The sequence below is a fragment of the Microbacterium sp. genome (assembly GCF_044508325.1).
Taxonomy (GTDB): Bacteria; Actinomycetota; Actinomycetes; order Actinomycetales; family Microbacteriaceae; genus Microbacterium.
In genome coordinates this window covers 19,009-29,760 of sequence record NZ_JBIQHX010000028.1, presented here as the reverse complement: position 1 = coordinate 29,760, position 10,752 = coordinate 19,009, and the positions used below count along the sequence as shown (strand labels likewise).

General features: G+C 73.1%; 13 protein-coding genes. 7 read left to right on the top strand and 6 right to left on the bottom strand.

All coding sequences use genetic code 11. The annotated features are described in order from the left end of the window. From ACIWQI_RS14995 to ACIWQI_RS14970, 6 genes are all read right to left on the bottom strand, one after another. The coding region (locus tag ACIWQI_RS14995) for a formate dehydrogenase accessory sulfurtransferase FdhD (protein ID WP_396658620.1) at nt 1-384 on the bottom strand (384 nt) is incomplete at its 3' end. A 2-nt stretch (nt 385-386) separates the two neighbouring features. Continuing rightward, complete coding sequence (moaA, locus tag ACIWQI_RS14990) at nt 387-1,520, bottom strand: GTP 3',8-cyclase MoaA (RefSeq protein WP_396658618.1); 1,134 nt, start codon at nt 1,518-1,520, stop codon at nt 387-389. 276 nt (nt 1,521-1,796) lie between these two features. After that, the gene (locus ACIWQI_RS14985) at nt 1,797-2,951 is read right to left on the bottom strand and encodes a sulfate/molybdate ABC transporter ATP-binding protein (RefSeq protein WP_396658616.1); all 1,155 of its coding nucleotides are present in this window, start codon (nt 2,949-2,951) and stop codon (nt 1,797-1,799) included. Continuing rightward, the gene (locus tag ACIWQI_RS14980) at nt 2,948-3,760 is read right to left on the bottom strand and encodes an ABC transporter permease (RefSeq protein ID WP_396658614.1); all 813 of its coding nucleotides are present in this window, start codon (nt 3,758-3,760) and stop codon (nt 2,948-2,950) included. The genes ACIWQI_RS14985 and ACIWQI_RS14980 overlap by 4 nt, the downstream gene beginning before the upstream one ends. Then, nucleotides 3,757-4,554 carry a molybdate ABC transporter substrate-binding protein gene (gene modA, locus ACIWQI_RS14975; RefSeq protein WP_396658613.1) on the bottom strand — a complete coding sequence of 266 codons (798 nt, stop codon included), beginning with the start codon at nt 4,552-4,554 and terminating at the stop codon, nt 3,757-3,759. The genes ACIWQI_RS14980 and modA overlap by 4 nt, the downstream gene beginning before the upstream one ends. Before the next feature lie 3 nt (nt 4,555-4,557). Further along, nucleotides 4,558-4,959: a molybdopterin-binding protein gene (locus tag ACIWQI_RS14970; RefSeq protein WP_396658611.1), complete on the bottom strand. Its 402-nt coding sequence runs from the start codon at nt 4,957-4,959 to the stop codon at nt 4,558-4,560. A 225-nt stretch (nt 4,960-5,184) separates the two neighbouring features. Here ACIWQI_RS14970 and ACIWQI_RS14965 point away from each other — a divergent pair, with 225 nt between their 5' ends. The 7 genes from ACIWQI_RS14965 (at nt 5,185) to ACIWQI_RS14935 (ending at nt 10,511) form a co-directional block, all read left to right on the top strand. After that, nucleotides 5,185-6,561, top strand: a complete 1,377-nt coding sequence (locus ACIWQI_RS14965) for a DUF222 domain-containing protein (RefSeq protein WP_396658609.1) — start codon at nt 5,185-5,187, stop codon at nt 6,559-6,561. A gap of 68 nt (nt 6,562-6,629) precedes the next feature. After that, entirely contained in the window at nt 6,630-7,739 is a 1,110-nt protein-coding gene (locus tag ACIWQI_RS14960) for a ThiF family adenylyltransferase (protein ID WP_396658607.1), read from the top strand. After that, on the top strand, nt 7,736-8,971 hold the full coding sequence (glp, locus tag ACIWQI_RS14955) for a gephyrin-like molybdotransferase Glp (protein WP_396658621.1): 1,236 nt from the start codon (nt 7,736-7,738) through the stop codon (nt 8,969-8,971). The genes ACIWQI_RS14960 and glp overlap by 4 nt, the downstream gene beginning before the upstream one ends. After that, nucleotides 8,968-9,447 (top strand): cyclic pyranopterin monophosphate synthase MoaC, encoded by a 480-nt coding sequence (gene moaC / locus ACIWQI_RS14950; RefSeq protein ID WP_396658605.1) that lies wholly within the window; start codon nt 8,968-8,970, stop codon nt 9,445-9,447. Before glp ends, moaC begins: the two co-directional genes overlap by 4 nt. Beyond that, the gene (locus ACIWQI_RS14945; protein WP_396658603.1) at nt 9,444-10,031 is read left to right on the top strand and encodes a molybdenum cofactor guanylyltransferase; all 588 of its coding nucleotides are present in this window, start codon (nt 9,444-9,446) and stop codon (nt 10,029-10,031) included. The genes moaC and ACIWQI_RS14945 overlap by 4 nt, the downstream gene beginning before the upstream one ends. After that, nucleotides 10,024-10,284 (top strand): DUF6457 domain-containing protein, encoded by a 261-nt coding sequence (locus ACIWQI_RS14940; RefSeq protein ID WP_396658602.1) that lies wholly within the window; start codon nt 10,024-10,026, stop codon nt 10,282-10,284. Before ACIWQI_RS14945 ends, ACIWQI_RS14940 begins: the two co-directional genes overlap by 8 nt. Next, nucleotides 10,281-10,511: a MoaD/ThiS family protein gene (locus tag ACIWQI_RS14935; protein ID WP_396658600.1), complete on the top strand. Its 231-nt coding sequence runs from the start codon at nt 10,281-10,283 to the stop codon at nt 10,509-10,511. The genes ACIWQI_RS14940 and ACIWQI_RS14935 overlap by 4 nt, the downstream gene beginning before the upstream one ends. Nucleotides 10,512-10,752: the final 241 nt, after the last annotated feature.

The window sequence follows — 10,752 nt, the reverse complement described above, 5'->3', positions numbered from 1 at the left end:
GCTCCCCGAGCCTGTCGCGCTCCCCGAGCCTGTCGCGCTCCCCGAGCCTGTCGCGATCCCCGAGCCTGTCGCCCTCCCCGAGCCTGTCGCGCTCCCCGAGCCTGTCGCGCTCCCCGAGCCTGTCGCGATCCCCGAGCCTGTCGAGGGGCCGCCGCAGTGGATCGCCGAGCGGACCTGGTCGCCGCGGGCGATGACACCTTCGGCCACCAGGAATCCCGCGGCCAGCTCGACGTCGCTGCCGGGGGTGCGCATCGTCACCGCGAGCGGCACGCCCCCGACGCGGATCTCCAGGGGCTCCTCGACGGCCAGCGTGTCGGCGCGGCGGGACGCCCCCGTGCCGAGGGAGATCTTGACGACGGGACGTCGTGTCGTGATCCTGCCCACCGCTATCCCCCGATCGCGTTCATCCCGCGCGCCGGCTGGAGGAACGACGGGTCGTTGATCGCGTGCCCGGGGAGCTTGCGGTGCACGCAGGTGCGAAGCATCCGCTCGATCCCGGCGTCCATCTCGTCCACCCCCGCTTCCCCGGTTCCCGAGCCTGTCCCGGTTCCCGAGCCTGTCCCGGTTCCCGAGCCTGTCGAGGGACGCAGGATGGGCATGAGGTCGAACTCCGTCGTGGAGAACAGGCAGTTGCGCAGCTGCCCGTCCGCCGTGAGCCGCAGCCGGTCGCAGTCGCCGCAGAACGGCGCGGTCACCGAGGCGATCACGCCCACCGTCGCAGGCCCCCCGTCGAGCAGGAAGCGCTCGGCGGGCGCGCCGCCGCGCCCCGGCAGCGGGGTCAGGCTCCACCGCGTGGCGAGGGTCTCGAGGATCTCCTCCCGCGTGACCATGTGCTCGCGGCTCCAGGTGTGCCCGGCGTCGAGCGGCATCTGCTCGATGAAGCGCAGCTCGGCGTCGTGGTCGAGGGCGAACGACACGAGATCGACGAGCTCGTCCTCGTTGACGCCTCGCATCGCGACGGCGTTGAGTTTGAGCGGACGCAGGTCGGATGCCGCGGCGGCGGCGATCCCGGCGAGCACGTCGTCCAGACGGTCACGACGCGTGAGCTCGCGGAACCGGTCGGGTCGCAGCGTGTCGATCGAGATGTTGAGGCGGTCCAGTCCGGCATCGATCATCCCGGGGAGGAAGTCGGGCAGGCGGATGCCGTTGGTCGTCATGGCGAGTTCGACCGGGCCCCGCGGCCCCTCGATCGTGGCGAGCCGGCGCACCACGTCGACGATGTCGGGCCGCAGCAGCGGCTCGCCGCCGGTGAGGCGGAAGGTCGAGATGCCGATCGAGGCCGCCACCCGCGCGACCCGCTCGATCTCGTCGAGCGTGAGGATGCTCGCACGTGCCAGCCATTCGTTCCCCTGCTCGGGCATGCAGTAGGTGCAGCGCAGCGAGCAGCGGTCGGTGAGCGAGATGCGCAGGTCGCGATGCACCCGGCCGTGGGTGTCGATCAGCGGGCCGGATGCCGGGACCGCCTCGTCCGACGCCGCGTCGGGGCGCCGCGTGGCGAGCATGACGGGAACGGCGGCCATGTTCAGAGGCTACCCCGCGCACGTCACCGCGGGGCCAGTCCGGACAAGAAGCGCACTTCTTTCAGAAACCGACAGGAACCGGCGACGTTTACGCCGCGGATCCCGGAAAACCGCCCCGACCATGTCCGAGAGTGGAGTCAGACCTGGAGGCATGCGTGCCTCCGCGAGCGAAAGACCGTCCATGCGCAACAACGAGATCCACGACACCGACGCCTTCGACTTCCTGCACGTGCCCGTCTGGTATGACCGGCACCCGTCCCAGGCCGAGGGCGAGGACTACTGACCGCCGGGCGCTGACGCCCCGGAAGCGGTCGGCAGCAGACGGACATCGGCAGGGTCGACACGCAGGCGCACAGGAGCGCCGGTCACCAGGCCCAGCGCTGCGACCGCGTCGGCGGGGATGTCGACAGCGACCGCGGGCTCCGCGGTGTGGACGCGGGCGCCGGCGGGCGTCTGCTCGAGCCGCACGACGCGCGCGAGCCATGATCCCGTCTCCGGCTCGACGGCAAGACGCAGTGCGCCGGTCCAGGTGTCGCCGACCGCGCGGGACAGGTGCACCGACCCCGGCCGCACGAGGGCGGCCAGCGGCGTGCCGTCGCGCGCGGCGGCCGCGCGCGACTGCGGATCGGCCGCGGCGAGCCGCACGGTCGCATCACCGGCGCGCATCGTCCACGTGCCGTCGTGCGCGACGCCGACGAGCCGATTCGTACCGGCGATGGCGGCGGCGAAACGCGTGGCGGGAAGAGTCAGCACTTCGGCCACCCCGCCCTCCTGGGTGACCGCGCCGTCCTCGACGACGATGATGCGGCGAGCCAGTGCCGCGGCGTCGACGGCGTTGTGGGTCACGATGAGGGCTGTGGACACGGTCGCCTCGAGCTGCTCCCGCAGCACTGCCCGCAGCTCGCCCGCCGTCTCGGGGTCGAGGCCGGTGAACGGCTCGTCGAGCAGCAGCACCCTCGGCGCGACCGCGAGCGCCCGGGCCAGCGCGACGCGCTGCTGCTGACCGCCCGACAGCCGCGCGGGGTGCTCACCGCCCAGGCCAGGCAGCCCCACGCGCCACATCCATTCGTCGGCGTCCTGACGCGCGACGTCCCGGGTGACCCCGTGCGCGCGCGGACCGAACGCCACGTTCTCGCGCGCCGTCAGATGCGGGAACAGGCGCGGCTCCTGCCCGAGCATCACCACGCTGCGCTGGGCGGACGGCACATGCCGGCGCGGCGAGGCCGACGACATTGCGTCGCCATCCACCCGGACGAAGCCGTCGTCGATGCGCACGAGCCCCGCGATCGCCGCCAGCAGCGTCGACTTGCCTGCGCCGCTGGGGCCCATCACCGCCACCGTCTCTCCGGGCTCGGCGGTCACGGCCGCGTCGAGCCGGAAACCCTCCCGGCGACGCACCACCACGCGGGCCTGGAGCGATCCCCCCGTCATCGCGGGGCCCCCGGTCGCCAGGCGCGCACGAGCAGCAGCACGGCGATCGCGGTCACCAGCAGCAGCAGCGAGAGGGCGACCGCCGTCCCCTGGTCGACTCCCGAGCCGTTGAACGCGGTGTAGATCGCCAGCGGCATCGTCTGGGTCACCCCGGGCGCGTTGCCGGCGAACAGGGCCGTCGCGCCGAACTCGCCGATCGCCCGCGCGAAGCACAGGATGACCCCGGCCACGAGCCCCGGCATCGCCAGCGGAAGAGTCACCCGCCTCAGGATCGTCCAGCGCCGGGCGCCCAAGGTCGCCGCGGTGCGCTCGTAGTCGACACCGGCGGTGCGCATGGAGCCCTCGAGCGCGAGCACGAGGAACGGCAGCGCGACGAAGATCTGCGCCAGCACGACGGCCGGAGTGGTGAACGGGATCCGCAGACCCCACCACTGATCGAGGAGCGTGCCGAGCGGTCCGCTGCGCCCGAGCAGGAACAGCAGGGCGACACCGCCGACCATCGGCGGCAGCACGAGCGGGATCGTCACGATCGCCCGCAGCACGGCGGAGGCACGAGGGCCGGAACGTGCGATCACCAGGGCGAGCGGCACCCCGAGCACGACGCAGCACGCCGTTGCGACGAGCCCCGTGCCGAGGGAGAGGCCCAGTGCGCTCAGTGCCGCCGGCGCGGTGATGTCGGCCCACAGTGTCGTCCAGTCCACCCGCCCGATGAGGGCGAGCAACGGCAGCACCAGCAGCGCCAGCCCGAGCACGGCCGGCAGCGCGAGGATCGGCGGCACGAAGCCGCCGGCCTCCCGCGACCCGATCACGGCGCCTCGAACCCGTGGGCGCGCAGCACGGCCCGGCCCTCGGGGCCGAGCACAAAGTCGACGAACGCGTGGGCGGCCTCCGGGTTCCGCGCGTCCTGCAGCGCCGCGATCGGGTACCGGTTGACCACGGCGCCCGCGCCTTCGGGAGCGAAGCCTGCGACACCCTCCTGGCCGATCACGTCGGTGGCGTAGACGAGGCCGGCGTCGGCCTCGCCCGCGGCGACCTTCGTGAGCACGGCCGTCACGTTCTGCTCGTAGCTGGCGGCGGCGACCACGACACCCTGGTTCGCCAGCAGCGTCTGGGACGCGTCGCCGCACGGGACCTCGGCCGCGCACAGGACGACGGTCACGCCCGGGTCCGCGAGATCGGCGAGCGCGGCGACTCCGGCGGGATTGCCGGCGGGCACGACGACGACCAGCGTGTTCGCGGCGAACAGCCGGGGATCGGCGGCGCCGCCCGCATCGATCACCTTCGCCATCGTCTCCTCGTTGGCGGCGGCGAACACATCGGCCGGTGCGCCCTCGATGATCTGCGTGGCCAGGGCGCTCGAGCCGTCGTACACGACCGGAGCGAGGGCGACGGCGGGATGCGCGGCGCGGAACGCTTCGGCCAGTTCGTCGAACGATGCCTTCAGTGACGCCGCCGCGAACACGCGCAGCTCACCACTCAGCCCCGCACCGGCCGGCGCTCCGGTGCCGGTGGCCGCAGAGCTCTGGCCCGGGGCGCAGCCGACGAGGGCGAGCACGAGGGATGCCGCGGCCGCCGCCGCGAGCAGAGCTCGGCGCTTTCTCACCCGTCACTCCTTGGCGCCCTTGGGCGTTTCGACGATGACGGTGGTCGCCTTCACAACGGCTACGGCGAGTGAGCCCGGCTCGAGGCCGAGGTCATGCACGGCCTCGGCCGACATCAGCGAGACGACCCGGTGCGGACCGGCCTGGATGTCGACCTGGGCCATGACCTCGTCGATCCGCACCCGGGTCACCAGGCCCACGAACCGGTTCCGCGCGCTGGAGAGCAGATCGCCCGGGTCGCGCGGCGCGTGCGCCAGTTCGACGGCGCGGGCCGCGAGGGCCGCACCGTCGATCTCAGCCGGGCTCGCGTCGGTCGCAGGAAGCGCGCCCTGATCGATCCAGCGGCGGACCGTGTCGTCGCTGACACCGAGCAGCCGCGCCGCCTCAGCGATCTTGTAGCGGGCCATGGCCTCACAATATCCGCATCTGCGGATGAATGGGGGTCATGGCTCCGCATCTGAGATATGCGTCGGATATTTCTTCGCTAGAGATATCACATGATCTTGTGTAGATCCACATATAACTGCTATGATTGCGCTGTATCCCAAGTCGCGCCACATGCAAACTGAGCTGCGCAGCCACCCGAAGTCGGACTCACAGGATGAGCCGCATAGCCCCTTTCAGGACTTGTCGTGGCAGACGCACTCGGGCACGACGCCCCCACCAGCTGGAGTGAGCTGAGCACGCTGGTCGACGACGTTCAGAGAGCTCGGGCCGCGGTGGCGGCGGCACAGTCAGCGGAAGCCGAGGTGCTCGCCCGCGCCGTGGAGATCATCCAGAAGCGGGGCGACGAGCGGCGGTCGCTGGGCCAGTCGACCGCGAACGACCTCCCGCTGCGGGAGGTGGCCGCCGAGCTCGGGTGCGCGATGCGGGTCAGCGATCGCACCGCACAGCGGCGCATCGACGACGCGTACGCCCTCGTGATCCGCTACCCGGTCACGTTCGAGTCCTGGAAAGCGGGGCGGATCGAGCGGGCGCACGCCACCGTCATCGCCGACGAGGGCGACATCATCGGCGACGACGCCCTGCGCCTCGAGTACGAACAGCTGATCGTCCCGGTGGCGGAGATCGAGTCAGCAGCCCGGCTTCGGGAGATCGCCCGTGCCATCGCCGCACAGCTGGACCCGGAAGGCGCGCGGGAACGCCTCGCCGCCGCGAGGAAGTCCTGCGACGTGCGCGCCTACGACCTGGGCGACGGACTCGGGCGGCTGATCGCCGACCTGCCCGCACCGCTGGCCTTCGCGATCATGGACCGGCTCACCGAACAGGCGAAGCTGATCAAGACCGTCGACGACGAAGACGCCGTCGCGGCGGCCGGCACCGAGTCCGAAACCGGGACGGAGGTCGTCGATGCAGGCGAGCCCGCTGCGCAGGTCGAATCCCGAACGCTCGGGCAGATCCGCGCCGACATCCTCGCTGACACCCTGCTCACCGCCGCCCCCACCGCCCACGTCGACGATCCTCGGCTGACCGGCCTCGCCGCGATCCGCGGCACCGTGCGAGTCACGATTCCTCTGGCCACGCTCGCCGGCGTGGGCGAGGAGCCCGCTCTGCTGGACGGCATCGGACCGATCGACCCCGATCTCGTCCGTCGCGTCGCAGCCATCGAGCCCGGGTGGGACGTGGTCTTCACGCACGGATGCACGGGGCTCCCGGTCGCCGTGGACCGGTACCGGCCCTCCGCCGAGTTGAAGCGCTTCCTGCGCGCCCGCGATGAACGCTGCCGGTTCCCCGGCTGCCGCCGCCACGCCGAACACTGCGACCTCGACCACACGATCGACGCCGCCCACGGCGGACAGACCAGCACCGGCAACCTCGGCGGCTTCTGCCGCCGGCACCACACCCTCAAACACGCCACCCCATGGAGGGTCGAGCAGATCTCACACGGCCGGTTCCGGTGGACCAGCCCCACCGGCGGTGTCTACGACGACCACGCCCCGTCGACGCTCAGATTCATCCCTCGCACAGGACCCGCCGACGTCAGATTCAACGACCCGCCGCCCTACTGACCCCGCCCCCGGGACGATCGGGGCATTCACCCGAGACGCCACAAGGCCGCAGAAGCTAGCCTGTGAGCATGCCACTGCCCGCGCTCGTCGAACCCGTCGAGGCCCTGTCCGACGCGGAGCGCGCGCGCACCGCGCGGCACCGCAGTCTCGTCCCGCTCGGCGAGCTCGGGCAGCGCCGGCTCCGCGCCGCGCACGTCGCCGTCATGGGAGCGGGCGGGCTCGGGTCTCCGGTGATCCTGGCGCTCGCGGCCGCGGGCGTCGGCACCCTGACCGTCATCGACGACGACGTCGTCGAGGCGACCAACCTGCAGCGCCAGATCGTGCACCGCCGCGCCGACCTCGGTGCGCCCAAGACGGCCAGCGCGGTGCGCGCGGCATCCGATCTCTCCCCCGAGACCCGCGTGATCGAGGTGCGCGAGCGCCTGCACGCCGGCAACGCCGCCGACCTGCTGGCCGGCGCCGACCTCGTCATCGACGGGACGGACACGATCGACACCCGGCAGGACGTCGCCCGGGCGTGCGAGCAGCTGGGCGTGCCGCTGGTGTGGGGCGTCGTGCAGGAGTTCCACGCCCAGGTCACCGTGTTCTGGTCGGCGCCGCCGCCCGGCCACGCTCCGGTGCGCCTGGCCGACCTCTATCCGCCCGGAAGCGCCGGCGAGCTGCCCACCTGCGCGATGGTCGGCGTCCTCGGTGCGCTGTGCATGCAGGTCGGCGCGCTGCTGGCGACCGAGGCGGTCAAGCTCATCACCGGCATCGGCGACCCCCTGCTGGGTCGCGTGCTGCTCATCGACGGGCTGAGCGCGCGTCAGCGCGAGGTGCCCCTGCGCGGATCCGGCGTGACGCACCCGGCACCAGCGGCACCGGCGGCACCGCCGCCGATCACCGTCGTCGGTCCGAGCGCGCTGGGCGATACGCCTGTCATCGACGTGCGCGAAGACCACGAGGTGGCCCGGGGCATGATCCCCGGTGCCCTGCACATTCCCCTCGGCGAGCTGCTCGAGCGGCTGCAGGGCGACCACGCCGACATCACCGGGCCGGTGGTGGTCGTGTGCCAGACCGCGGTGCGCTCGCGCCGCGCCGCGGAGGCGCTTCGCGCCGCGGGCGTGGAGGCTGCGATCCTGGCGGGCGGCATGGAGGCGTGGACCGCGCCCACCGTCGCACCGGCGGGCGCCTCGTGAGCGGCCTGCGGTCGGTCGAAGATCATCGGGCCGAGATCCTCGCCGCCGTGCGGATTCTCGGAAGCGAGCGGATGCCGGTGGCCACGGCTGCAGGACGCACGCTGCGCGAGCCGCTGCGCGCACGGGTCGACATCCCCGTGTTCGACAACTCCGCGATGGACGGCTTCGCCGTGCGCTTCGCCGACGTCGCGGCCGCGGGGCCCGACAGCCCCGTGACGCTCCAGGTGGTCGGGGACCTGCCCGCCGGCTCGCCGCTGGATCCCCCGCTCGCGCCGGGCGAGGCCATCCGGATCATGACCGGATCCGCGGTGCCGACCGGCGCCGACGGCATCGTCCCCTTCGAAGACACCGCCGGCGGCCTCGACGACTCCCTCGGCCGGATCACGGTCGTGCGGGCGCCGGCGCGCGCGGGCATGCACATCCGCCGCCGCGGGGAGGATCTCGTGGCCGGCGACGAGCTGCTGCCGGCCGGTGTCGAGCTGGGCGCCTTCCAGCTCAGCGCGGCGGCCGCCGCCGGCATCCCGGATCTCCTCGTCAGCCGCCGCCCGCGGGTCGCCGTCGTCTCCACCGGCAGTGAGCTCGTGCCGCCCGGGCAGCCGCTGGTGCGCGGGCAGATCCCCGAGTCCAACAGCGAGCTGCTGGCGGGGCTCGCCGCCGCAGCGGGGGCGGACGTCGTGCGGCGCACCTCGGTGTCGGACGACGAGGGCGGCCTTGCGGCGCTGATGAGCGAACTCGCCGGCCACGTCGACGCCGTGGTGTTCTCGGGCGGGGTGAGCGCCGGGGCGTACGAGGTCGTGAAGAACACGCTCGCGGGCACGATGTCCTTCTCGAAGGTGGCGATGCAGCCGGGCAAGCCGCAGGGCTTCGGCGTGGCCGCCGACGGCGCGCTGCTGTTCGGGCTGCCCGGGAACCCGGTGAGCGCCGCGGTGTCGTTCGAGGTGTTCGCCCGACCCGCCCTGCTGGCCCTGCAAGGGCGCACGCAGCTGTCGCGCCCGGTGCTGCGGCTGCCCGCCGCGTCCGGCTGGCGCACCCCGCCCGCGCGGCGGCAGTACCTTCCTGCGGCACTGGACCGCACCGATCCCGGGCGGTGGACGGTGCAGCCGGCCACGGCGGGCGGGTCGGGGTCGCACCTGGCCGGAGGGCTCGCACTGGCCGAGGCATACGCGATCGTGCCCGCCGACCTCGGCGCCGTCGAGCCCGGCGACCTCGTCGATGTCATGCTGATCTCATGACGTTCACCCATCTCGACGACGCCGGCCATGCCCGCATGGTCGATGTCACAGCGAAGTCCCCGACGGTGCGCGCGGCCACCGCGCGCGGGTCTGTCCGCTGCTCGCCCGAGGTCGTCGCGGCGCTGCGCGACGGCACGGTGCCCAAGGGCGACGTGCTGGCGGTCGCCAGGATCGCCGGGATCCAGGCCGCCAAGCGCACCCCCGATCTGCTGCCGCTGGCGCACGTGATCGGCGTGCACGGGTGCTCCGTCGACCTCGAGGTCGTCGACGACGGCGTCGAGATCGAAGCGACTGTGCGCACCGCCGATCGCACGGGCGTGGAGATGGAGGCGCTCACCGCCGCCTCGGTCGCCGCCCTCGCGGTCGTCGACATGGTCAAGGGCCTCGATCGGGGCACCACGATCGAGCACGTGCGCATCACCGCGAAGGAGGGCGGCCGGTCGGGCACCTGGACGCGACCCGGCGAGCCGGCGTGAGCGGGCTCGGCGCGATCCTGCTCGCGGGCGGTCGTGCCACGCGCGTGGGCGGGGCGGTCAAGCCGCTGTTCGAGGTCGGCGGGCGGTCGCTGCTGCAGGTCGCCGTCGAGGCGGTGCGGGATGCCGGTGCCCACCCGATCACGGTGGCCGCGCCGGTGCTCGACCCGACGGCCGACGTGGACTGGGTGCGCGAGGACCCGCCCTTCGGTGGGCCCGTCGCGGGGATCGTCGCGGCCCTGGGCTCGTGGACCGACGACCCGGAGTGGACGTTCGTGCTCGCCTGCGACCTGCCGCGCGCAGACCTGGCCGTCGAGCGCCTCGTCGAGGCGAAGAGCCTGCAGCCGGTCGACGTGGAGGGCGTGTGCCTGGCCGACGGGTCGGGCCGCCCGCAGTGGCTCACGGGCGTGTACCGGACCGGGGCGCTGCGGCAGGCGGCATCCGGTCTCCCCGATCGCGGACGCGATCTTCCGGTGCGGGCACTGCTGGCCGACCTCGCTGTCGCCGTCGTCGCGGCCCCGGACGCGACCGACGATGTGGATACATGGGAGGATCTAGGGCGAGCGAAGGAGCGTTTCGATGGCTGAGCATCTGCCCCCTGAGGCACTCGACGCGTGGGCCGCCGCGCTGCGCGAGCGGTTCGGACTGGGGCCCGACGATGTGCCGATCTCGATGATCCTGGATCTTGCGCGCGACGTGTCGGTGCACGTGGCCCGGCCGGCCGCGCCGTTCAGCGCATACGTCGCAGGCCTGGTCGCCGGGCGCGCCGGCGGCACGCCGGAGGACGTGCGCGAAGCCGTCGCGGCGGTCCGCGAGCTGGCCGAGGGGTGGCAGGCGTGAAGGTCAGGTACTTCGCCGCCGCCGAGGAGGCCGCCGGGGTCGCCGAGGAGACGCGCTCCGAGCAGACTCTGGGCGGCCTGCGGGCAGCGCTCGTGGCGGATCACCCGGGTCTTGCCGGCATCCTCCCCCGCTGCGCCGTGCTCGTCGACGGCGCCCGCCTCGGCGACGACGCCCTGCTCGCCGACGCGGCCACCGTCGACATCCTGCCGCCGTTCGCCGGCGGCTGACGCTCGCTACCCGGCTGTCGCCCTCGCCCCGAACCCATCGCTTCTGAGCGAGCCCATCGCTTCAGAGCGCACGATTCGGCTGGGCTGGATTCGAAGCGATGGGTTCGCGGATTCGAAGCGATGGGTTCGCGGGAGGGGATGAGGGATGCCGGGGGTCAGCCGCCGAGACCCTTCCAGGCGGTGGTGCCGTCGGCCTCGACCTGGCGCTTCCAGATCGGGAGCCCGTGCTTGATCGACTCGA

Bases quoted from the DNA above. Each gene is read 5' to 3' on its own strand.
- ACIWQI_RS14985 (WP_396658616.1), bottom strand. From the start codon at position 2,951: ATGACGGGGGGATCGCTCCAGGCCCGCGTGGTGGTGCGTCGCCGGGAG.
- moaC (WP_396658605.1), top strand. From the start codon at position 8,968: ATGACGTTCACCCATCTCGACGACGCCGGCCATGCCCGCATGGTCGAT.
- ACIWQI_RS14960 (WP_396658607.1), top strand. From the start codon at position 6,630: ATGCCACTGCCCGCGCTCGTCGAACCCGTCGAGGCCCTGTCCGACGCG.
- ACIWQI_RS14970 (WP_396658611.1), bottom strand. From the start codon at position 4,959: ATGGCCCGCTACAAGATCGCTGAGGCGGCGCGGCTGCTCGGTGTCAGC.
- moaA (WP_396658618.1), bottom strand. From the start codon at position 1,520: ATGGCCGCCGTTCCCGTCATGCTCGCCACGCGGCGCCCCGACGCGGCG.
- ACIWQI_RS14940 (WP_396658602.1), top strand. From the start codon at position 10,024: ATGGCTGAGCATCTGCCCCCTGAGGCACTCGACGCGTGGGCCGCCGCG.